General features: G+C 29.3%; 22 protein-coding genes. 21 read left to right on the forward strand and 1 reads right to left on the reverse strand.

Going from position 1 to position 23,481, the window contains the following annotated elements; all coding sequences use genetic code 11:
- The 20 genes from leuS (at position 1) to sigK (ending at position 20,694) form a co-directional block, all read left to right on the forward strand.
- Positions 1-2,412 carry a leucine--tRNA ligase gene (gene leuS / locus TICRE_RS00120; protein ID WP_075724004.1) on the forward strand — a complete coding sequence of 804 codons (2,412 nt, stop codon included), beginning with the start codon at positions 1-3 and terminating at the stop codon, positions 2,410-2,412.
- Positions 2,413-2,614: 202 nt separating this feature from the next.
- Positions 2,615-3,571, forward strand: coding sequence for an L-threonine 3-dehydrogenase (locus tag TICRE_RS00125; protein ID WP_075724005.1), 957 nt, complete (start codon positions 2,615-2,617; stop codon positions 3,569-3,571).
- Positions 3,572-3,704: 133 nt separating this feature from the next.
- The gene (locus TICRE_RS00130) at positions 3,705-4,118 is read left to right on the forward strand and encodes an RrF2 family transcriptional regulator (protein WP_456300650.1); all 414 of its coding nucleotides are present in this window, start codon (positions 3,705-3,707) and stop codon (positions 4,116-4,118) included.
- 31 nt (positions 4,119-4,149) lie between these two features.
- Positions 4,150-5,328, forward strand: coding sequence for a cysteine desulfurase NifS (gene nifS, locus TICRE_RS00135; protein WP_075724006.1), 1,179 nt, complete (start codon positions 4,150-4,152; stop codon positions 5,326-5,328).
- Entirely contained in the window at positions 5,328-5,762 is a 435-nt protein-coding gene (gene nifU / locus TICRE_RS00140; RefSeq protein WP_084191660.1) for a Fe-S cluster assembly scaffold protein NifU, read from the forward strand. Before nifS ends, nifU begins: the two co-directional genes overlap by 1 nt.
- Before the next feature lie 50 nt (positions 5,763-5,812).
- Complete coding sequence (locus TICRE_RS00145) at positions 5,813-7,012, forward strand: AI-2E family transporter (protein WP_075724008.1); 1,200 nt, start codon at positions 5,813-5,815, stop codon at positions 7,010-7,012.
- Between the two features lie 103 nt (positions 7,013-7,115).
- Positions 7,116-9,749 (forward strand): alanine--tRNA ligase, encoded by a 2,634-nt coding sequence (gene alaS / locus TICRE_RS00150; protein WP_075724009.1) that lies wholly within the window; start codon positions 7,116-7,118, stop codon positions 9,747-9,749.
- An 89-nt stretch (positions 9,750-9,838) separates the two neighbouring features.
- Entirely contained in the window at positions 9,839-10,099 is a 261-nt protein-coding gene (locus TICRE_RS00155) for an IreB family regulatory phosphoprotein (RefSeq protein WP_075724010.1), read from the forward strand.
- A gap of 61 nt (positions 10,100-10,160) precedes the next feature.
- Positions 10,161-11,108 carry an aldo/keto reductase gene (locus TICRE_RS00160; protein WP_075724011.1) on the forward strand — a complete coding sequence of 316 codons (948 nt, stop codon included), beginning with the start codon at positions 10,161-10,163 and terminating at the stop codon, positions 11,106-11,108.
- Between the two features lie 13 nt (positions 11,109-11,121).
- The gene (ruvX, locus tag TICRE_RS00165; RefSeq protein ID WP_075724012.1) at positions 11,122-11,544 is read left to right on the forward strand and encodes a Holliday junction resolvase RuvX; all 423 of its coding nucleotides are present in this window, start codon (positions 11,122-11,124) and stop codon (positions 11,542-11,544) included.
- 5 nt (positions 11,545-11,549) lie between these two features.
- Positions 11,550-11,795, forward strand: coding sequence for a DUF1292 domain-containing protein (locus TICRE_RS00170; protein ID WP_075724082.1), 246 nt, complete (start codon positions 11,550-11,552; stop codon positions 11,793-11,795).
- Positions 11,796-11,832: 37 nt separating this feature from the next.
- Positions 11,833-12,273: a Fur family transcriptional regulator gene (locus TICRE_RS00175; RefSeq protein ID WP_075724013.1), complete on the forward strand. Its 441-nt coding sequence runs from the start codon at positions 11,833-11,835 to the stop codon at positions 12,271-12,273.
- Between the two features lie 143 nt (positions 12,274-12,416).
- A complete protein-coding gene (locus TICRE_RS00180) occupies positions 12,417-14,078 on the forward strand; it encodes a ribonuclease J (protein WP_075724014.1) in 1,662 nt (553 codons plus the stop codon).
- Positions 14,079-14,164: 86 nt separating this feature from the next.
- The gene (locus tag TICRE_RS00185; RefSeq protein WP_075724015.1) at positions 14,165-14,656 is read left to right on the forward strand and encodes a QueT transporter family protein; all 492 of its coding nucleotides are present in this window, start codon (positions 14,165-14,167) and stop codon (positions 14,654-14,656) included.
- A 24-nt stretch (positions 14,657-14,680) separates the two neighbouring features.
- Positions 14,681-15,718: an endolytic transglycosylase MltG gene (gene mltG, locus TICRE_RS00190; protein WP_075724016.1), complete on the forward strand. Its 1,038-nt coding sequence runs from the start codon at positions 14,681-14,683 to the stop codon at positions 15,716-15,718.
- Between the two features lie 16 nt (positions 15,719-15,734).
- The gene (locus tag TICRE_RS00195; protein WP_075724017.1) at positions 15,735-16,382 is read left to right on the forward strand and encodes an O-methyltransferase; all 648 of its coding nucleotides are present in this window, start codon (positions 15,735-15,737) and stop codon (positions 16,380-16,382) included.
- A gap of 58 nt (positions 16,383-16,440) precedes the next feature.
- Positions 16,441-17,619: a peptidase U32 family protein gene (locus tag TICRE_RS00200; RefSeq protein WP_075724083.1), complete on the forward strand. Its 1,179-nt coding sequence runs from the start codon at positions 16,441-16,443 to the stop codon at positions 17,617-17,619.
- 5 nt (positions 17,620-17,624) lie between these two features.
- Positions 17,625-18,251, forward strand: coding sequence for a uridine kinase (gene udk, locus TICRE_RS00205; protein WP_233120105.1), 627 nt, complete (start codon positions 17,625-17,627; stop codon positions 18,249-18,251).
- Positions 18,252-18,307: 56 nt separating this feature from the next.
- Positions 18,308-19,942 (forward strand): peptidoglycan D,D-transpeptidase FtsI family protein, encoded by a 1,635-nt coding sequence (locus TICRE_RS00210; protein WP_075724019.1) that lies wholly within the window; start codon positions 18,308-18,310, stop codon positions 19,940-19,942.
- A gap of 53 nt (positions 19,943-19,995) precedes the next feature.
- Entirely contained in the window at positions 19,996-20,694 is a 699-nt protein-coding gene (gene sigK, locus TICRE_RS00215) for an RNA polymerase sporulation sigma factor SigK (RefSeq protein WP_075724020.1), read from the forward strand.
- Positions 20,695-20,735: 41 nt separating this feature from the next.
- On the opposite strand, the gene TICRE_RS00220 is transcribed toward sigK, so the two are convergent.
- Positions 20,736-21,476 (reverse strand): YhcN/YlaJ family sporulation lipoprotein, encoded by a 741-nt coding sequence (locus TICRE_RS00220; RefSeq protein WP_075724021.1) that lies wholly within the window; start codon positions 21,474-21,476, stop codon positions 20,736-20,738.
- Between the two features lie 316 nt (positions 21,477-21,792).
- Between TICRE_RS00220 and TICRE_RS00225 the strand changes: the two genes are divergently transcribed.
- Positions 21,793-23,472, forward strand: a complete 1,680-nt coding sequence (locus tag TICRE_RS00225) for a GspE/PulE family protein (protein WP_075724022.1) — start codon at positions 21,793-21,795, stop codon at positions 23,470-23,472.
- The last annotated feature ends 9 nt before the right edge of the window (positions 23,473-23,481 follow it).

Genomic DNA, 23,481 nt, shown 5'->3' on the forward strand with positions numbered 1-23,481 from the left:
TTGAGAGAATATACACCTGGAAAAATTGAAAAGAAATGGCAACAAATTTGGGATGAAGAAGAGCCCTTTAAAGCTTTAAATAATTCTGAGAAAGAGAAGTTTTATGCTTTAGTAGAGTTTCCATATCCGTCAGGAGAAGGTCTTCATGTGGGACATCCAAGACCTTATACAGCTCTTGATATAGTCTCTAGAAAGAGAAGGTTACAAGGATATAATGTATTATTTCCAATGGGATGGGATGCATTTGGTCTTCCGACAGAAAACTTTGCTATTAAACATAAAATTCATCCTGCAACTGTTACAAAAAATAACATTAAAAGATTTAAAGCACAACTTAAATCAATAGGTTTTTCTTTTGACTGGTCTAGAGAAATAAATACAACTGATCCACAATACTATAAATGGACACAGTGGATATTTTTAAAACTATTTGAAAAAGGACTTGCTTATAAAAATGAAATGCCTATAAACTGGTGCACTTCATGTAAAGTAGGACTTGCAAATGAAGAAGTAGTTCAAGGATCTTGTGAAAGATGTGGATCAGAAGTAATAAGAAAAGTTAAAAATCAGTGGATGCTAAAAATAACTAAATATGCTGATAGATTGATTGAAGACTTAGAAGATCTAGATTATATAGAAAGAGTAAAGGCTCAACAAATAAACTGGATTGGAAAATCTGTAGGGGCTGAAATAGATTTTCAAATTGAAAATAAAGATGATAAATTAAGAGTATTTACTACTAGACCTGATACTTTATTTGGATCAAGCTATATGGTTATATCAGCTGAACACCCATTAATAGAAAAATATAGAGATGAAATAGAAAATTTAGATGATATAAAAATATACCAAGAAGAAGTAAGTAAGAAATCTGATTTTGAAAGAACCGAATTATCTAAAGAGAAAACTGGTATAGAAATAAAGGGATTAAAAGCAATAAATCCTGCAAATAAGCAAGAAATACCTATTTGGATTTCAGACTATGTACTTATGACTTACGGTACGGGAGCTATAATGTCAGTTCCGGGTCACGATACTCGTGATTATGAATTTGCTAAAAAGTTCAATCTTCCTATTATAGAAGTAATAAAGGGCGGCAATATAGAGAAAGAAGCTTTTACTGATATTGAAAACGGGACTATAATAAATTCAGACTTTTTAGACGGAATGGATGTAAAAAAGGGTCAAGAATATATGATAAATTGGCTTGAAGAAAATGGGCTAGGTGAGAAAAAGATAAACTTTAAGTTGAGAGACTGGGTATTTTCAAGACAGAGATATTGGGGAGAGCCAATCCCTTTAGTTCATTGTGATGAATGTGGATGGGTGCCTGTACCTGAAGAAGATTTGCCTGTAGTTCTTCCAGAAGTAGAAAACTATGAACCAACTGCAAATGGAGAATCACCCCTTGCAAATATTACACAATGGGTAAACACTACTTGTCCAAAATGCGGTGGAAAAGCTAAAAGAGAGACAGACACTATGCCTCAATGGGCAGGTTCTTCTTGGTATTATCTAAGATATATAGATCCTCATAACAATGAAGCTCTTGCTTCAGATAAAGCTCTAAAATATTGGATGCCTGTTGATTGGTATAACGGGGGAATGGAGCATACCACACTTCATCTGCTTTACTCAAGATTTTGGCATAAGGTTTTATATGATGTAGGAGTAGTGGAAGAAAAAGAACCTTATAAAAAGAGAACTTCCCATGGAATGATTCTAGGTGATAATAATGAAAAAATGTCTAAATCTAGAGGCAATGTGATAAACCCTGATGATATAGTAAATGAATATGGAGCAGATACGCTTAGAACATATGAAATGTTTATAGGAGACTTTGAAAAATCCGTTCCATGGTCAGAAAATGGAGTTAGAGGGTGTAGAAGATTTTTGGAAAGAGTTTGGAAACTTCAAGAAATTTTAGTAGATGGAGAGGGATATACAAAAGAATTAGAATCAAGTATCCACAAGACTATTAAAAAAGTATCTGAAGACTTTGAGCATTTAAAATTTAACACAGGGATAGCTGCTCTTATGAGTCTTTCAAATGAATTTAATGATTATGGAAAGATTACAAAAACAGATCTAAAAACATTTATAATACTTTTAAACCCAGTAGCACCACATATAACAGAAGAAATGTGGGAAAACTTAGGCTTGAAAGATTATCTTCATAATAGTATATGGCCAGAGTACGATAAAGAAAAAACTCTAGATAAAATTATAAATATTCCTGTACAAGTAAATGGAAAAGTAAGAGGGACTATAGAAGTAGATGTAGATGCTACAAAAGAAATAGTAATAGAAAAAGCTAAAGAAGATGAAAATATTCGTAAATTTTTAGATGGGAAAAATATAATAAAAGAAATATTTATTCCAGGAAAAATATTTAATATAGTTGTAAAATAAAATAAAAAAAGATTAAACATTTAAAGCATGGCATTTAGTCATACTAAAAAGAGTTTAATCTTTTTTTATAATTAAAATTTATTTAATAAAAAATATCATAATAAATCTTATCATAAATGATAATAAATTAAGATTTAAATTACATATCATTGTGGTATAATAAACGATGAAATATTTTTTAAACAATTTTGGAGGTGTGACAATGAGAAAAATCTTAGTAACAGGAGCTTTAGGACAAATAGGTTCTGAACTTACAAACAAACTTAGGGGAATCTATGGTTCTAACAATGTTATTGCTAGTAACAGAAGGAAAAAAGAAGGACATGAAGAATTAATAGAAGCAGGTCCTTTTGAAATATTAGATATAAATGATGGAGAAGAGTTATTAAAGATTACTAAAAGATACAATATAAATACAATTATAAATTTAGCTGCTATTCTTTCAGCCATAGGTGAGGAGAGACCGCTTGACTGTTGGAATGTAAATATGAATGGTCTCATAAATGTACTAGAAATAGGTAAACAAACAAAATCTCAAATATATACACCCAGTTCTATAGCTGCATTTGGACCTACTACCCCGCCAGATAAAACGCCACAAGATACTATTCAAAGGCCAAATACTATGTATGGAGTTACAAAAGTAGCTGGTGAATTATTATGCGACTATTATTTTGAAAAGTTTGGTGTAGATACAAGAGGAGTAAGATTTCCAGGATTGATTTCATATAAAACTCTTCCAGGTGGAGGCACTACTGATTATGCTGTTCATATATATTACGATGCTATAAAACAAAAAGAATATACTTCTTTTATAGACAAAGGTACTAAAATGGATATGATGTATATGCCTGATGCACTAGATGCTATAATCGATTTAATGGAAGCAGATCCTTCTAAATTAATCCATAGAAATGCATTTAATATATCTGCCATGAGTTTTGATCCCGAAGAACTTGCAGATTCTATAAGAAAAGAAATCCCAGGATTTAAATTAAATTATGATGTAGATCCCGTTAGACAATCTATTGCAGATTCTTGGCCAAATTCGTTAGACGATACTGCTGCTAGAGAGGAATGGGGATGGAATCCCAAATATGATTTGGACACTATGACCCATGATATGATATCTAAATTAAAAATAAAATTAAATAAATAATCAAACAATAAAAACTAATCTTTAAAGATTGAAGAAAAAGATTGGTTTTTAAGTTTTTAATGTTGACAGGTTTAGTGGGATATTATATACTAAATCTTATAATACTTGAGTGAAATAGTGGGAATTAAAAGAGGTGATTGATATTAAACTATCTACTAAAGGAAGATATGGTCTTATGGCTATGTTTGAACTAGCAATTAGTTATGGAGAAGGACCAATTTCTTTAAAAAAGATTGCTCAAAAACAAGAACTTTCAGATAATTATTTAGAGCAACTTTTTTCAGTACTTAAAAGAGATGGTCTATTAAATAGTGTCAGAGGCTCACAAGGTGGATATATGCTATCCAAACCGCCTAAAGATATCACTGTAGGAGATATACTTAGAAGTTTGGAAGGAAGTTTGGCTCCTGCGAGCTGTGTAAATGATGATAGCGAGTGTTGTAAAGATGATGCTTGTGCCACTAAATTAGTACTTATGAAAATTAAAAATAGTATAGATGAAGTAGTAGATTCTATTACCTTAGATGATATGATAAAAGATATATAGTAGTTAAATAAAAATATTTAGGAGGATGTTTATGAGAGAATATATATATATGGATAATGCTGCTACTACACCTGTAAAAGATGAAGTTTTAGAAGAAATGATGCCTTTTTTTAAAGAAAAATATGGTAATCCTTCTAGTATATATAGTTTAGGACAAACTTCAAAAGTAGCTGTTGAGAAAGCTAGAGAACAAGTTGCAAAATCTATAGCAGCAAAAAAGGAAGAAATATACTTTACAGCAGGGGGATCTGAATCAGATAACTGGGCTATTAAAGGGATTGCATATAAAAACAAAAAAAAGGGTAATCATATAATAACATCTAAAATAGAGCATCATGCAGTACTTCATACATGTGAGTATTTAGAAAAAGATGGTTTTGAAGTAACTTATTTAAATGTAGATAAAGATGGTATAGTTGATTTAGAAGAATTAAAAAACTCTATTAAAGATACAACTATCCTTATAACTATTATGACTGCAAATAATGAAATTGGGACTATAGAACCTATTAAAGAAATAGGAGAAATTGCAAAATCAAAAGGAATTATATTTCATACAGATGCCGTTCAAGCTATGGGAAATATTAAAATAGATGTAAATGATATGAATATAGATCTATTATCTATGTCTGCCCATAAAGTATATGGACCAAAGGGCATTGGAGCACTATATGTTAGAAAGGGAATAAAGCTTGATTCTCTAATAACTGGAGGCGGACAAGAAAGAAATAAAAGAGCTGGTACAGAAAATGTTCCTGCTATAGTAGGGATGGGAAAAGCAATAGAATTAGCATATGAAAATTTAGAAGAACATAATAATAAACTAATATCACTTAGAGATAATTTAATAAAAAAAATAGAAGATAGTATAGATGAAATAAAATTAAATGGACATAGAACCAAAAGACTACCGGGGAATGTAAATTTCTCTTTTAAATATATCGAAGGAGAATCATTACTTCTTAGTTTAGATATGGTAGGAATTGCTGGCTCTAGTGGTTCAGCTTGTACTTCTGGTTCACTTGATCCTTCACATGTATTATTAGGTATAGGACTTGATCATGAGATTGCTCATGGTTCACTTAGACTTAGTTTAGGAGATTTTAATAACGAAGAAGAAATAAATTATGTAGTAGAAGAACTTAAAAAAATAGTACAAAAGCTTAGGATGATGTCACCGCTATATGATAAACTTGAGGGGGAAAAATAATGTATTCAAAAACAGTTATGGAACACTTCACAAATCCTAGAAATGTAGGAGAAATAGAAAATGCAGATGGCATTGGAGAAGTAGGAAATGTAAAATGTGGAGATATAATGCGAATGTATTTGAAGATAGAGGATAATACTATAAAAGATGTTAAGTTCAAAACCTTTGGATGTGGTTCTGCTATTGCATCATCTAGCATGGCTACAGAGCTTATAAAAGGCAAGACAATAGATGAAGCTATGAATCTTACTAATAAAGCTGTAGCTGATGCATTAGATGGGCTTCCACCTATTAAAATGCATTGTTCAGTTCTTGCTGAGCAAGCTATTAAAGCTGCATTATTAGATTATTCTAAGAAAAACAATATTCATATAGAAGGTTTAGAAGATATAAATTTTGATGATGATCTTCATGATCATGATATAGAAGAATAAATTATAATTAGGCAACTATTTGTTGCCTAATTATATATGGGAGTGAGATTATGATTGGGCAAGGATCTCCAGATATTTTTATAAAAGCTATTGGTATATTATCTATTACTTTAACATTTTTAGTTATTTATTATCTTATAAATATAGGAAATAGATTTGTTGAAAATAGTAAAAAGATAAATATACAAAATAAATGGATAATTATAACATTCTTAGCTTTAATATTTGCTTATTTTTTATATGTATTCTTAAAGCGAAACCCATTTTTATATGATATATTTATTACTACAATAATATCTATTATACTTGCTTATACATTAAATCCATTAATAAACAAATTAGAAAAACGAGGAATAAATAGATTAGAAGGAGTTCTTATACTCTATATCTCTATACTTGGAATATTCTTCATTTTAGCATTTTTGATAATACCAAAGTCTGGAAGAGAGATAAAAAGGTTAGTTACAGACCTTCCTATGTATTTTGATAGGCTATCAGATTTAGTAGATAAAATGTATACTAAATACTATTCTATACTTGGCGGGTTACCTCCTATGTTTAAAGATGTAGAAAAAGTAGTTATGGAAAACATAATAAAGATTGAAAATGTTTTTGTAAACGGATTAAAAAACTTTGTAGGTGCTATAATAGGTATGACATCTAAAATAATAAATATTATATTAACTCCTATTTTAACGCTATATTTTTTAGTAGATAAAGATTACTTTGTTAAAAAAATAAAGGGATGGATTCCTAAAAAACATAAAAAAGATATTATATATTTAGCTACTACAATAGATAATTCTCTTTCAAAATTTATTAAAGGGCGACTCTTAATGTCTTTATACGTTGGTATATTTACTAGTATAATATTATTTATATTGGGTGTTGATTTTGCATTTGTTATAGGGCTTGTCACAGGAATCTTTGATATTGTGCCATATATTGGACCTCTAATGGGTTTTATACCTGCTCTATTTTTTGGTTTTGTAGAAAGTCCAATAAAGGCTATATGGGTAAGCATATTATTCGTAGTAATTCAATGGGGAGAAAACAATATTTTGGCTCCCAAAATAATAGGAGAAAATATGGGTATACATCCACTTGTAATACTATTATCTATAATAATAGGTGGAGGAATATTTGGGGTATTTGGTATGATAATTTCAGTTCCCCTTGTGGCAGTTTTGAAGATAATATATGAGTTTATAAAGGAGAAAAGACTGATTTATAAAGATAGAAAGAATTGACAAAAGCTTTAGATTAAATTATAATCCAAATAGGTATAAAAATCTCCTCCCAAAATAGGAGGAGATTTTTTTATAATTAATCGAACGAAAAAGAGGTGTAAATATGAAAAAAATAGGACTACATGAGATTAGAAGAGAATTTTTAGATTACTTCGAGGAAAAAGGACATTTAGTTGTACCTAGTTTCTCTTTAATACCAAAAAATGATAAATCCTTATTACTTATAGGTGCTGGTATGGCTCCTATGAAAAAATATTTTACTGGAGAGTTAAATCCTCCAAGAAGAAGAATGGCTACCTGTCAAAAATGTATTAGAACTGGGGACATTGAAAATGTAGGTAAAACAGATAGACACGCAACATTTTTTGAAATGTTAGGAAATTTTTCTTTTGGAGATTATTTTAAAAAAGAAGCTATAGAATGGGCTTGGGAGTTTTTAACAGAAAGACTTGAAATAGAGCCAAAAGCTCTTTGGGCATCTGTATATTTTGAAGACACTGAAGCTGCCAGGATATGGAATGAAGATATAGGGCTTCCTATGGAAAAAATAGTTCCACTTGGAAAAGAAGATAATTTTTGGGAGCTTGAGATTGGACCTTCAGGACCTTGTTCAGAAATATATATAGATAGAGGAGAAGCATATGGTTGTGGTTCTAAAGACTGCAAGCCAGGATGCGAATGTGATAGATTTATTGAGGTATGGAACTTAGTGTTTACTCAATTTGATAAAGATGAGAAAGGAGTATATCATCCTTTAGCACATCCAAATATAGATACAGGTATGGGTCTTGAAAGAATTGCAGCCGTTATGGAAAATGCAAACAATATATTTGAAATAAAAGAAATAAAAAAGATTATAAATAAAATTGAAGATGTAAGTGATTATAAATATGGAAGTGATAAAGCTAAAGATGTATCTATAAGAGTAATTACAGATCATATTAGGGCGATGACTTTCTTAGTAGGCGATGGTGTGCTTCCTAGTAACGAAGGTCGTGGATATGTCCTTCGTAGGCTTATAAGACGAGCTAGTAGACATGGAAAGCTTTTAAGAATAGATGGAACATTTTTAACAGACATAGTAGGAGAATTTATAAATTCTTGGATGGTAGAGTATAAAGAAATAAAATTAAGAGAAGACCATATTAAAAAGATTATAAAAGCTGAAGAAGATAAATTTCAAGAAACTATAGACTCCGGTATGCAAATTTTAGAAGTCTATATTAAAGATATGGAAATAAACAAAGAAACTATGCTCTCTGGAGAACGTGTTTTTAAACTTTATGATACTTATGGATTCCCTTTAGACTTGACTTTAGAGATATTAGAAGAAAAGTCATTAAAAGCAGATGAAAGAGAATTCAATATCCAAATGGAAAATCAAAGAAAGAGAGCTAGGACTGCTAGAGATGAAGGTGATAGTGGATGGGGAGCAAGCATAGACCTTGAACTATTTAAAAAACTTAACTCTATATTTAAGGGATATGAAACTACAAAGACCAAGTCCAAAGTTATATCTTTAGTGAGCAAGGAAAAGGGTGTAAACTCTATGAGTGAAGGTGAAGAAGGAATGCTTGTGTTAGATGAAACTCCTTTTTATGCTGAATCTGGTGGTCAAGTAGGAGATAGTGGACTAATTAAAAATGATAGTTTTGAAGTAGAAGTAATAGATACAAAACACAATAAAGATGGACTTATTATTCATATGATTAAGGTAATGGAAGGAACTATAAATTTAAATGATGAAGTTGTTGCAATGGTAGATATTTCAAGAAGAGATTCTATAAGAAGAAATCACTCTGCTACACATCTTCTTCATAAAGCACTAAGAGAAGTATTAGGTGAACATGTAAATCAAGCAGGTTCAATAGTTCTTCCAAATAGACTTAGATTTGACTATACTCATTTTGAAAGTCCAACTGTGGAACAATTAAATCTTATAGAACAAATAGTAAATAGAGAGATTTATAATGGTTTAGAAGTTACTACAACTGAGGCTTCTTTAGAAGAAGCTCAAAAACAAGGAGTAGTAGGATTATTTGAAGAAAAATATGGAGAAATTGTAAGAATAATAAGGATGGGAGACTTTTCTCAAGAACTTTGTGGAGGAACCCACGTTATAAACACATCTAACATAGGAATGTTTAAAATAATCTCAGAAGGTGGTATAGCATCAGGAGTTCGAAGAATAGAAGCTATAACAGGTCTTTCAGTATATGAGTATTTAAATGAAAAAGAAGAACAGATAGAAACTTTAAGTGAAATTTTAAAAACGAATAAGATCGATTTAATAGATAAAACAGAAAATCTTGTAAGTGAACTAAAGGCTCAAGAAAAAGAAGTTAGTGAATTAAAGAAAAAGCTTTCTGGAGATCTTTCTAAGGAAGTTTTAGAAACTTTAGTTAAAGTAGGAGATACCTCTCTTGTAACTTATAGAGTTGATAATATGGATATAGATGATCTTAGAACTTTAGGAGATAAAATAAAAGATAAACTAGATTCTGGAGTTATAGTACTTGCATCTGTAGTAGATGAAAAAATAATATTTTTAGTTATGGTAACTAAAGATTTAAATTCTAAAGGGATTTTAGCTGGAAACATTGTAAAAGAAGTTGCTAAAATAACCGGAGGAAATGGTGGAGGAAGACCTAATATAGCTCAAGCGGGGGGAAGGGATGTTTCTAAATTAGAAGAAGCATTTTCAAAAGTTGTAGATTTAATTTCAGATTTTAAATAGATAAAATGGAAGATTTATGAAATTAATAAAGCTTTTCTTATTTAAAATAAGAAAATTATGGTATAATAAAGATAATGGAGGTACTCAAAATGGATAATTATAGAAACGAGACAATGAAATTTGAAGTGCCAAAGGAAAATATGACCGAACCAAAAGAAATACTTTTATATGTGTATAAGGCATTAAAAGAAAAAGAATATGAACCAGTAAATCAAATAATAGGATATATATTATCTGGAGATCCAACTTATATAACAAGTCATAAGGACGCTAGATCTATTATTAAAAAGATAGAAAGAGATGAAATACTAGAAGAAATTCTAAGAGAATATTTAAAACACAATATTTAACTTATAGAATGGATCATAGATCCATTCTATAAGATTTTTATAAAGCATGGGAAGTGTAGTAATGAAAAAAGTATTATTAGGAGATACTAATATTGAAGTATCTAGACTTTGCTTTGGTTCTTTAACTATGACTCCTTTTCAAGCAAATCTATCTGTAAAAGATGGAGCATACTTAATAGAATATGCTTTTGAAAGAGGAATAAACTTTTTAGATACTGCGGAGATATATGAAAACTATCATTATATAAAAGAAGCTTTAAAGGGGATAAAAAGAGAAGAGTATGTTATAGCTACAAAGAGCTATGCATATACAAAAGAAATGGCTAAGGCGAGTTTAGATTTGGCTTTAAAGAAAATTGGAACGGATTATATAGACATATTTTTACTTCATGAACAGGAAAGTATATATACTGTAAAAGGTCATTTTGAAGCTATAGAATATTTCTTAAAAGCTAAAGAAATGGGACTTATTAGAGCATTTGGTATATCAACACATAATATAGCGGGAGCAGAGGCAGCAAGAAAAATAAAAGAAATAGAAATAATTCACCCAATAGTAAACAAACAAGGATTAGGAATTCAAGACGGAAATATAGATGGTATGTTAAAAGAATTAAAACAAATACATGCTTTAGGTAAAGGCATATATGGTATGAAACCTTTAGGTGGAGGACATTTAATAAAGAACATAGAAGAATCCTTTAATTTTGTAAAAAAGATTCCTTTTATAGATTCTATAGCTATAGGAATGCAATCTACTAAGGAAATAGATGCAAATATAAGTTTAATAGAAAAAGGATATATCCCTCAAAGTTTAAAAGAACAAATAGATAAGAAAAAAAGAAAACTTATAGTAGCTGATTATTGTATAGCATGCGAAAATTGTGTAAAAAGATGCAAACAAAATGGAATAAATATAATAGATAAAATAGCTGTGCCCAATGAAAAATGTATACTTTGTGGGTATTGTGCCACTGTATGTCCAGAATTTTGTATAAAAGTAATTTAAATGGGGAGTATTAATGGAAAGAATTTTAGGATTAGATGTAGGAGATAAATATATCGGTGTGGCAGTAAGTGATTTACTACAATTAACAGCTCAAGGTGTAAAAACTATAAAAAGAGTTGGTAAAAAGAAAGACTTTGTAGAGTTAAAAGATGTAATAGATGAATATAATATAAAAACAATAGTATTAGGACTTCCTAAGAATATGAATGGAACCATAGGTCCTCAAAGTGAAAAGGTATTAAAATTTGGAGAGAAAATAAAAAATAAATTTAACATAGATGTAATATATATAGATGAAAGAATGACTACTATGTCTGCAGAACGTATTTTAATAGAGGGAAATATAAGACGTGAAAATAGAAAACAGTATATAGATAAAATTGCAGCAAGTTTTATTTTACAATCTTATTTAGACAGTGTAAAAAGGGGGAATTAAAAGTGATGCAAAGACATTTATTTTATGATGAGCTTGGAAATGGGATAGAGTTTTTAATAAAAGCTAAGTTTACTTTAGATGATATAGACTATGTTGCTATGTTACCTGCTGATGATATCGAATCTGACACATATATTTTAAGAATTGATTTTGATGAAAATGGAGATGAAATATTAGTTGGAATAGATGATGAAGAATTAAAAGAAGCTGAAGAAGTGTATGAAGAATTATTAAAGGAAAATTTACAATAATATAAATATATTTTTAACTGATAAGCAGGTGAGAAACATGCAAATAAATATTGATGAATATAAAGAAATATTAAAAACAAAAGGTTATAAATTAACTAATCAAAGAAAAGCAATTTTAAATACAATAATAGAAAATGTTCATGAACATTTGAGTTGTGAAGAAATCTTTAATCTTGTATCAGTAGATTATCCTGAAATAGGAATTGCTACTATATACAGAACCATACAACTATTTGAAAATCTAAATATAGTTGTAAAGGTTAATTTTGATGATGGATTTAGTAGATACGAGATAAAGGAAAATACTAATGATCATCACCACCACCATTTAATATGCTTAAAATGTGGAAATATTTTAGAAGTAGAATTAGATCTTTTAGAATCATTAGAAAACACTATAGAAAGTCAAGAGGCTTTTTATATAACTGATCACAATGTAAAATTTTATGGATATTGTAAAGATTGTAAAGATTTATAAAAAGATATATTAAATTAATTTTTCTAATATAAAGTTCTTACTTATCCAACAACTATACAAGTTTAAGATATAAGATGAATTTATTATAAACAATAAATATAGATTTTAAATAAAGGACTTTAAAAAAAACAAGGAGTGATAAAGTGAGTAAAAAAGCAAAATTGAAAATAATTCCCTTAGGAGGGCTGGGGGAAATTGGAAAAAATATTACTGTGCTAGAGTATGGGGACGATATTATACTCATAGATTGTGGTATGACTTTTCCAGAAGATGAAATGTTAGGAGTAGATATAGTTATACCTGATATATCTTATCTATTTAGAAATAGAGATAAGATAAGAGGTTTAGTTATAACCCATGGTCATGAAGACCATATAGGAGCGATTCCATATACTTTAAAAAGACTAAATATACCTATATATGGTACGAAACTTACATTAGCACTATTAGAGACAAAATTTAAAGAACATAAATTAGAAAATGTAAATTTAAATATTGTAAAACATGGTGATTTTGTAAAACTTGGCAAATTTGAAGTGGAATTTATTGCAACAGGACACAGTATACCGGATAGTTCTGCACTAGCTATTCATACTCCAGTAGGAATTGTATTTCATACTGGGGATTTTAAAGTAGATTATACACCAATATCTGGAAATGTTATAGATTTAACTAGATTTGCTGAACTTGGCAAAGAAGGTATACTTTGTTTAATGGCAGATAGTACAAATGCTGAAAGACCAGGTTATACTATGAGTGAAAGTACAGTAGGCACTGCATTTAGAGATATGTTTGCAAATGCAAAGGGACGAATACTAGTAGCTACATTTGCTTCTAATGTTTACAGGGTGCAACAGATAATAACAGCGGCTGAAAGGAATAATAGAAAGGTTGTATTATCTGGAAGATCCATGATAAATACTACTACAGTTGCATATGAACTTGGGTATTTAGACGTACAAGAAGGAACTTTTATAGACATAAATGATATGGATAAATATAGAAAAGATGAAATCGTAGTTATAACTACAGGTTCACAAGGGGAACCAATGTCTGCTCTAACTAGAATTGCTTATGGAGAGCACAGGAAAATTTCCCTCTTAGAGGATGATTTAATAATAATATCAGCAACACCTATACCTGGGAATGAAAAAACAGTTTCTAAAATAATAAATAAACTTATTGAAAAGGGAAGCGAGGTTATATATGATTCATTAGCTGAAGTTCACGTTTCAGGTCATGCTAAACAAGAAGAATTAAAACTTGTTCACACCCTATTAAAGCCAAAGTTTTTTATTCCAGTACATGGTGAGTATAGACATTTAAAGATTCATTCAGATTTAGCTCATGATCTTGGAATGCCAAGAGAAAATATATTTATTATTGAAAACGGTCAAACTCTGGAATTTACACAAGATGAAGCAAAAAGAGGTCCTATAGTTCAAGCTGGAAACATCCTAGTTGATGGACTTGGCGTTGGAGATGTAGGAAATATAGTATTAAGAGATAGAAAACATCTTTCAGAAGATGGGCTTATAGTTGTTGTAATGAGCATAGATAAGCAAAATAGAAATGTTGTTTCAGGACCTGATATTATATCAAGAGGATTTGTATATGTAAGAGAATCTGAAGATTTAATGGCGGAATCTCGTGAAATTGTAAAAAAAGTATTATCAGACTGTGAGAAAAATAAAATAACAGATTGGACTACATTAAAATTTAATGTAAGAGATTCTTTAAGATCTTACTTTTATGAAAAAATGAAAAGAAATCCTATGATATTGCCTATTATAATGGAAGTTTAATTTTATCCCTGGTATAAATTTATACCAGGGATTTATCTTTTATTATTTTAAAAAGATGGTATAATAGTATAAAAGGAGGAGTTTAGGTGAATGTCAGATATTTAACTAAAGCAAGTCTAATTGCTGCAATATACATAGTACTTGTTATGATACAAGTTTTACCTTTTCCGTTAGCAAATTTAACTTTTGGACCCATTCAACTAAGACTTGCAGAAGGTTTAACTCTTCTACCATTAGTTGAAGCTGCTGCTATTCCAGGTTTGTTTGTGGGATGTCTTATTTCGAACTTATTATTAGCGGCATACTCGGGATTTGGACTTATAGATATTATAGGTGGAAGCGTTGTAACTTTATTTGCAGCATATTTAACTTCTAAGATGAAAAATAAATTTACAGGTATGATTCCTCCAGTTGTGTTAAATGGTGTTATTGTATCTATTTGGGTATCGTATTTTACTAAGATACCATACTTTTATACAGTTCTAGGAATATCCGCAGGGGAATTAGTTTCTGTTGTTATATTTGGAAACTTAATCCTATATGTATATGAAAAAGCTACAAATTTTAAAGAGTATTAAAAAACTAAAGAAGGTGAAAATAAAATGTATAAAGTAAAGTCTAAAAATAAAATACATACTATGTTTTATGTTTTTTTTGTTTTATTAATTCTCATAATCTTTTTATCTTTTAATTACTATGCTAAATCGTTAGAGCCAGTTTCTAGTATGGATAAAAAGCCTATAAATATAGATATTCCAAGTTCGAGCTCTACAAAAAATATAGGAGAGATACTTGAGAAAAATAATCTGATAAAAAACAAATGGATATTTTTATTGAAGGTAAAAACTCTAGATAATAAAGCTTATCTTAAAGCTGGAAATTATAGTTTAAGCAAATCTATGGATTTAGAAGAAATATTAAATGCTCTTATAGAGGGTGGTAGATCTGGTAATACTATTAGTTTTACTATACCTGAAGGCTATGAAATAAAAGATATAGCAGAAAAACTAGAAAAAGAAGGGCTTATTAATTTAGATAAATTTTTAATTCTTGTTAGTGAGAAAGAAAACTTTGAAGGGGAATTTAGTTTTTTAAAACATCTAGATAAAGAACAATCCTTAGAAGGATTTTTATTTCCATCTACTTATGAAGTCTATGAAAATCATAGCGAAGAAGATATAATCAGAAAGATGCTTGAAGGTTTTGAAGAAATATATATAAAAGATATAGAAAAAAACTTAAAGAATACAGATTTTGATTTAAATGAAATAATAACACTTGCTTCTATTATAGAAAGAGAGGCAAAATTGGATAAGGAAAGACCTACTATTTCTGGAGTGTTTCACAATAGATTAAAAACTGGTATGAGATTACAGTCATGTGCAACGGTTCAATATATCCTTGGGGAGAGAAAAGAACGTTTAACTGATGAGGAAACAGGAATAAATTCTCCATTTAACACTTATATAAATGAAGGTTTACCACCATCTCCTATAGCATCTCCTGGAGAAAAGTCTTTAATAGCTGCAATAAGACCAGCGGATGTAGATTATCTGTTTTTTAGACTTGCTGATGAAGATGGAAGTCATACCTTTACAAAGACTTATAAAGAACATTTAAATGCAGCACCAAAAAAATAAGCTAGGATGATAAAATTTGAGTAATATAAACAATGACTATATAGAAGAATATATAAGGGGATTACTTCCTGAAAAGAAAAATAGTTTTAAAGAAATGGAAATGTATGCACAAGAAAACCATATTCCAATAATAGAACCTGAAGTAGCACAATTTTTAACTGTACAATTAAAATCGTTAAAGCCTAATAGTATACTTGAAATAGGTACAGCAATAGGGTACTCCGCTTTAGTATTTGCAAAGGCATTAGACGGCAACTGTACTATAACCACGATTGAAAGAAGAGTAGATATGATAGAATTAGCTCTAAAAAATATTACCGATTCAGATTATAGAAAAAACATCAAGATATTACAAGGTGAAGCTGAGGAAATTTTACCCAAATTAAAAGAGAAATATGATTTAATATTTATTGATGCGGCTAAGGGACAATATTTAGAGTTTTTTAATGAAGCATTAAAACTTTTAAATTCAAATGGAATGATTATATCTGATAATGTTTTATTTAGAGGAATGGTTGCAACAGATGATTTAGTAATAAGAAGAAAAAAGACTATAGTTAAAAGGCTAAGGGGCTTTTTAAAATATATAAATGAAATTGAAGGTTATTCATCTTGTGTAATCCCAATAGGCGATGGAATAGCTTTAACATATAAGGAGATGTGATTTTTTGACACAAACAGTAGAATTATTAGCTCCAGCAGGAGATTTAGATAAATTAAAGATGGCTATTATGTATGGGGCAGACGCAGTATATCTTGGAGGAGAAGCATTTGGACTTAGAACATCTTCTAAAAATTTTTCACTTGAAGAGATTAAAGAAGGTGTAAAATATTCACACGAAAGAGGAAAAAAAGTCTATATAACCTTGAACATAGTTCCTCATGATGAAGATTTAATTGGATTAGAAGAATATATAAAGTATCTTTATGATATAAACGTAGATGCAGTTATAGTATCAGACCCTGGTATGTTTTCAATGATAAAAAGAACTATACCTGAACTTCCCATTCATATAAGCACTCAAGCAAGTGTTACAAACTATGAAACTATAATGTTTTGGTATGATTTAGGAGTAAGAAGAATAGTTCTTGCAAGAGAACTTTCATTTGAAGAAATTAAAAGTATTACTAACAGAATTCCAAAAGACTTGGAAATAGAAGCTTTTGTACATGGTTCTATGTGTATGTCTTATTCTGGGAGATGTTTAATGAGCAATTATATGACAGATAGAGATGCAAATAGAGGAGACTGTTCTCAGCCTTGTAGATATAGATATCATGTAGTGGAAGAAAAAAGACCAGGTGAATACTTTCCTGTTATAGAAGATGACAATGGAAGCTTTATATTTAACTCTAAAGATCTATGTATGATTGAATATATAGAAAGACTAGTAGAAGCAGGTATTACTAGTTTTAAAATAGAGGGAAGGGTAAAGAGTGCCTATTATGTTGCAACTATTATTAGAGCTTATAGAATAGCACTAGATGAATATCTCAAAGACCCCAAAAACTATATTTATAATCCTCAGTGGCTAGATGAACTTAAAAAAGTTAGTCATAGAGACTTTACTACTGGATTTTATTTAGGTAAAACTGATAAAGATTCCCAAGTTTATTCTAGTAGCTCTTATGTAAGAGGTTTTGATTTTGTAGGTAGGGTATTAGATTATGACCCATCTAGTGGTATAGCTACTATAGAACAGAGAAATAGAATCTTTGTAGGAGATGAAATAGAAGTATTTGGACCCAATAAAGAATATTTTACTCAAAGGGTTGAAAAGATGTGGAATGACAAAGGCGAGGAAATAGAAGTTGCTCCACATGCTCAGCAAATAATAAGTATAAAACTTAAAAAAGATATTGAAAAATACTATTTAATTAGAAAAAGGAAAGAGGACTGATAATATTGCATTCACCTATTTTAATTGGAATTACGGGAGGGACAGGCTCTGGAAAATCTACTGTATCTAAGGAAATATTTAAAACAATTCCTCAAAATGATATAGTAATAATAGAACAAGATTCCTATTACAAAGATCAAAGCAATTTATCATATGAAGAGAGAATAAAAACTAATTATGATCATCCTTCAGCTTTTGATAATGTATTATTAGTAGAACATTTAAAAAAGTTAACTTCTGGTCAGCCTATAGAAAAGCCTATATACGATTTTGAGCAACATAATAGAAAAAAAGAAACCATTAAAGTAGAACCTAAAAAGATAATTATATTGGAAGGGATTTTAATTCTATTTGAAAAAGAAATTAGAGATCTTTTGGATATAAAGGTGTTTGTAGATACTGATTCAGATGTAAGAGTTATTAGGCGAATACTTAGGGATATAAAGGAAAGAGGCAGAACTCTAGATTCTGTAATACTTCAATATATGGAGACAGTTAGACCAGCTCATCTACAATTTATAGATCCTAGCAAAAGATATGCTGATATAATTATACCAGAGGGTGGATACAATAAAGTTGCAATAGATTTAATAGTTCAAAAAATAAAATCTATACTCTATGAAAATAAATAAATTTACAAGAATAACTCCTTATCCAGATGATAATAATATGGATAAGGAGGTTTTTTATGAAAAAAGAGGATAATAATATAAATAAAAAAAGAGTGATAGTATTTTTCATTTTCATAATTTTATCTTTTTTACTACTTAGTTTTAGATTATATTACTTACAAGTGTTGAAAGGTGATGAATTTACATCTAAAGCTTTAAATCAAAGAGGTAAAAAAATAGATTTAAACCCTAAAAGAGGTATAATCTTTGATAAAAACCTAATACCACTAACTAATAATGAAAAGATACTTACATTGATAATCCCTAAGGATATATTAAAAAAGCCTTCTGTATATGATTATATAAAGACAAATACTAATTTAAATTCTAGTGAATTAAATGAAAAATTAAATAGCGAAGATACGCTTTTAAAGATTCCATTAAAAAACAATATAGATATGTCTTTTTTAAAAGAAAACGCATTTTTAGTAGATGTGATAAATAGATACAATAGTGATGGATTATTATCTCATGTTATAGGATATATAAATGAACTAGATAATAAAGGAGAAAGTGGCATAGAAAAGGTTTATGATGAATTTCTTAAAACCTATGAAAAAGATTCTTTTATAGTAGAATACGATAGAAAAATGCAAATGGTACTGGGCGGAACTTATAATGTAAATCATAATTATAATCCTTATGATCCCTCGGGTGTAAAACTTACTATAGATTCAAATATACAAAGAGATATTGAAAGGATAATGGATGAAAATAAAATAAATGGTGGTATAGTGGTAACTGAGGTAGAATCTGGAGAAGTACTAGCCTTAGCTTCTAGACCAAACTTTAATCCTGAAAGAATAGAAGAATATTTTAATGATAAAGATATGGCACTTTATAATAAAACTATTCAAGGTAAATATCCCCCAGGATCTATTTTTAAAATAGTAGTGTTATTAGCTGCACTTGAAGAGAATCCTAGTATAATAGATAAAAACTTCTTTTGTGAAGGTTTTGAAGAAATAAACGGGCTTAAAATCAATTGTAATAACATACATGGATTACTATCACTAAAAGATGGATTTGCGAATTCCTGCAATAGCACATTTATGCAAATTGCAAAAGAAATAGGTGCAGAAAAAATAATTGAAATGTCTAAACGTCTTGGTTTTGGATCCAAAATAAATATTGGTTTAATGGAAGAGGTAGAGGGAAACTTACCTGAAACTGATGAATTATATGGAGCAGCTATTGGAAATATAGCTATAGGTCAAGGAAGTTTAGAAGTAACTCCTCTTCAGGTTGCAAATCTTCTAACCACTGTAGCAAATGGTGGAATAAATAAAAAACTTACATTAGTAAAGGGAATTACCAATTCAGAAGGTAAAATAATTAAAGAATATTTTAAAGAAGATGACAAAAGACTCATTTCGTATAACGATGCAAATATAGTAAAAGAAATGTTAATAGAAGTAGTAAAATCTGGTACAGGTAAATCTATGGATTTGAAATTTTTAGGAGGAGCCGGTGGAAAAACTGGATCTTCTCAGGCTACCTATAATGGAGAAGAAACTGTTCATGGATGGTTTAGTGGATTTTATCCTGAAAACAATCCTAAATATGTAGTTACCATTTTAATTGAAAATGCATCCAGAGGCTCTGTAGATGCCTTGCCAATATTTAAAGAAATAATAAAAAAATTGAAGTAGACTAGCAACATCTCCTCCTATGAATCATATATATATCATTGGAGGAGATGAAAATGGAAAATACTTTATATCTTATTTTAAGTGTTATTTTTAGGCCATTTATAGTTCTTTGTGGCTATATGATAAACTCTAATGCCTTTCCTAAACCTTTAAATCGTGAAGAAGAACAAAGATATTTGCAATTACATAGTAAAGGAGATAAAGCTGCTAAAGACATACTTGTTGAAAGAAATTTAAGACTCGTAGCCCATATGGTAAAAAAGTATCATAATACAGGAAGAGATGTAGAAGACTTGATATCCATAGGAACTATCGGACTTATAAAAGGAATAGATACTTTTAAAGCTGATAAAGGAGCAAGACTTGCAACATATGCTGCTAGATGTATTGATAATGAAATACTTATGAGTATAAGACAAAACAAAAAAACACAGATGGAAGTTTCACTTCATGATCCAGTAGGTTCAGATAAAGAAGGTAATGAAATCAATCTATTAGATATTCTTGGTACAGATCCTGATGAAGTAATAGATAAGGTGGATTTAAAATTCGAAACTAAAAAGCTATATAACTGTATGGATGAAATATTAGGTAAAAGGGAAAAGATTATTGTACAACTTAGATATGGTCTTATAGATGGTGACTATAAGACACAAAGAGAAATAGCAGAGATTTTAAAAATTTCAAGATCTTATGTATCTAGAATAGAATCCCGTGCACTAAATAAATTATCTCGTGCAATGGAAAAATAAAAAGTTTGCTTTCTTTAAACAAGGAAAGCAAACTTTTTATTTTACTTCATACTATTAGGTGTTATCCTTCTAATTAAATCTTTTACTTCTTGGGCAAAGTTATCTACAATATTTCCATTTCCTATATTAGTAGTCATAGTATTTATTCTAGTAACTAAATTAGGATCAGTAGTTATTGATATTTTATCTATTGATTTGTCTTCATTTTTTACTATTTTTTCAATCTTTTGTCTTAAATCATTTGTCATAGTTCCTTGAGTATTTCCTCGAAGGTTTACCCCAACAACAGCCTCATTTTCTGTTATTAGTACACTTGCTTTATTTACTTCATTAAGATCTGCGATCTTTTTAGCTATTTTACTAGCATCTTTGTTCATACTGCTAATATCACTTAAATTAGTTGTATTTTGTGTATTAACATTATTTGGTCTAGTCATTCCATTATTGATATTAGTATCTAAACCATTTCTTAACCCATTATTTAGACCCATATCGACATTATCGTTTAGGGGATTGTTTAGTCCTATTTTATCCCTATTATTTATGTCAACATTCTCTCTTACATCAATGGATTCATTTATACCCATGTTGTTTCTGGTGTTATCCCTTACAGTATCTGTACCTGTTAGATTCCTATCTGTGTTCCACCTATTGTCTCTAGTTTGAGTAGAAAGGTTTCTATTAGTGTTACGACTTACCTTTGGATTTTTTGTGGTACATGCTGCAGATGTAAACATTAAACCTAAACTTAAAGCTAAAACAAATATTTTATTTTTTTTCAAATCTTCCACCTCCTATTAAATAGTCTTACACTTTATTAAAATAAAACACGAGTTATTTTTTAATAATTATGTATAAACTATCCAATATATATCTAAAAAAATCTTATCATAAATGATATACTAAAAATAAAATGTAATTTCATAATTATGATGTATAATATATTATAAGATAAAAAATTTACTAATAAACTACTTACGATTATAAAAAAATTTCAATTAACTTAGTAAAATTTAAAATATAAGAAGGAATTTTAAGACTTATGTAGAACTCTATATTATAGAAGTATAAATAAAGAAATAGAAAAAGGGAGATTAAATGCTAAAAAGAAATTTAAAATTTGGAGAATTGCTTTTAAACTCTGGAAAAATAAAAAAAGAAGAACTAGAAATGGCTCTTATTGAACAAAAAAATACTAATAAAAAACTAGGGGAGATTTTTGTGGAAAAAGGTATATTAACAAACACCGATATAATAAATATACTCTCTACACAATTAGGATTTCGTAAAGTAGATGTAAGAAAATATCCTATAAATATAAAAGCAGTACACATGATACCGGGTTCTATGGCAAGAAAGTACAAATTAATTCCTATTGATAAAATAGAAGGAAAATTGATAGTTGCTATGTCAGATCCATTAAATTTTTATGCAAGAGATGATATAAAGCTTTTTACGAAGATGGATTTAGAGATAGTAATATCTTTAGAAGATGAAACTATGAGTATAATAGATAAATACTTTAGCAACGAATCTTCAAAGAAAATATTAGAAGAATTTGAAGAATATGAAGCTGTAGATGAAAGATTAGAAGAGGAGTTACTAGAGGAAGCAGAAGTAGCATCAGCTCCTATAGTTAGACTCTTAAACTCTATAATAGAACAAGCGGTAAGAAATAAAGCTTCTGATATACACATAGAACCTTTCTCAGACTATGTAAGAGTAAGAATAAGAGTTGATGGTGACTTAACAGAGATAATGACACTTTCTAAAAACAATCTCTCACCTATAATTACAAGAATAAAAATAATTGGCAAGATGAATATAGCTGAAAAAAGAATTCCACAAGATGGTAGAATAGATATAAATATATTTGATAGAGATATAGATATGAGAATATCAATACTTCCAACTGTATATGGAGAAAAAACAGTTATAAGATTACTAGATAAATCAGGATTTAATTATTCAAAAGAGGCACTAGGACTAAGTGAAAATAATTTAAAAAACTTTAACGATATATTATCCAAACCTTATGGTATAATACTTGTTACAGGTCCCACTGGAAGCGGAAAAACTACTACTTTATATAGTATATTAAAAGAGTTTAATAAGATAGACAAAAACATAATAACAGTAGAAGACCCAGTGGAGTATAAATTAGATGGAGTAAATCAAGTTCAAGTAAATACGAAAACAGGGATGAACTTTGCATCAGGACTTCGCTCTATACTAAGACAAGATCCTGATATAATTATGATAGGCGAGATAAGAGATGTAGAAACTGCAGAGATAGCTGTAAGAGCCTCTATAACAGGTCACCTTGTTATTTCAACTCTTCACACCAATGATAGTCCATCTACAGTTGCAAGACTTATAGATATGGGCATAGAACACTATTTGATTTCATCTTCTATTATAGGGATAATATCTCAAAGACTATTAAAAGTTCTTTGTAATAATTGTAAAACTTCTTATAAAGCAAGTAATGAAGAAAAAGAAATCTTAGGAGTAAGCTCTTGGGATGATTTAATCTTATATAAGCCAAATGGGTGTAATTCATGTAATGGAGGCTATAAAGGAAGAAAAGCTATACACGAGATAATGGTAATGGAAGACAATATAAAAAGAAAAATCAAACAAGATATTGATATAGAGATTATAAGAGATCAAGCTTTAAAAAACGGTATGAATACTCTGTTTAAGGAAGCAAGAGAATTAGTATTAAATGGAGATACTTCTATATCGGAAGTTTTAAAGATAGGAATTACAGACTAGTAGGAGGAA

Origin of the sequence: Tissierella creatinophila DSM 6911, assembly GCF_001940565.1 — a bacterium.
Classification (GTDB): domain Bacteria; phylum Bacillota; class Clostridia; order Tissierellales; family Tissierellaceae; genus Tissierella_A; species Tissierella_A creatinophila.

Excerpts from the sequence above, each read along its gene's own strand:
- TICRE_RS00125 (WP_075724005.1), top strand. The coding sequence starts at position 2,615 with ATGAGAAAAATCTTAGTAACAGGAGCTTTAGGACAAATAGGTTCTGAA.
- nifS (WP_075724006.1), top strand. The coding sequence starts at position 4,150 with ATGAGAGAATATATATATATGGATAATGCTGCTACTACACCTGTAAAA.
- nifU (WP_084191660.1), top strand. The coding sequence starts at position 5,328 with ATGTATTCAAAAACAGTTATGGAACACTTCACAAATCCTAGAAATGTA.
- TICRE_RS00145 (WP_075724008.1), top strand. The coding sequence starts at position 5,813 with ATGATTGGGCAAGGATCTCCAGATATTTTTATAAAAGCTATTGGTATA.
- alaS (WP_075724009.1), top strand. The coding sequence starts at position 7,116 with ATGAAAAAAATAGGACTACATGAGATTAGAAGAGAATTTTTAGATTAC.
- TICRE_RS00155 (WP_075724010.1), top strand. The coding sequence starts at position 9,839 with ATGGATAATTATAGAAACGAGACAATGAAATTTGAAGTGCCAAAGGAA.
- TICRE_RS00160 (WP_075724011.1), top strand. The coding sequence starts at position 10,161 with ATGAAAAAAGTATTATTAGGAGATACTAATATTGAAGTATCTAGACTT.
- ruvX (WP_075724012.1), top strand. The coding sequence starts at position 11,122 with ATGGAAAGAATTTTAGGATTAGATGTAGGAGATAAATATATCGGTGTG.
- TICRE_RS00170 (WP_075724082.1), top strand. The coding sequence starts at position 11,550 with ATGCAAAGACATTTATTTTATGATGAGCTTGGAAATGGGATAGAGTTT.
- TICRE_RS00175 (WP_075724013.1), top strand. The coding sequence starts at position 11,833 with ATGCAAATAAATATTGATGAATATAAAGAAATATTAAAAACAAAAGGT.
- mltG (WP_075724016.1), top strand. The coding sequence starts at position 14,681 with ATGTATAAAGTAAAGTCTAAAAATAAAATACATACTATGTTTTATGTT.
- TICRE_RS00200 (WP_075724083.1), top strand. The coding sequence starts at position 16,441 with ATGGCTATTATGTATGGGGCAGACGCAGTATATCTTGGAGGAGAAGCA.
- TICRE_RS00210 (WP_075724019.1), top strand. The coding sequence starts at position 18,308 with ATGAAAAAAGAGGATAATAATATAAATAAAAAAAGAGTGATAGTATTT.
- sigK (WP_075724020.1), top strand. The coding sequence starts at position 19,996 with ATGGAAAATACTTTATATCTTATTTTAAGTGTTATTTTTAGGCCATTT.
- TICRE_RS00225 (WP_075724022.1), top strand. The coding sequence starts at position 21,793 with ATGCTAAAAAGAAATTTAAAATTTGGAGAATTGCTTTTAAACTCTGGA.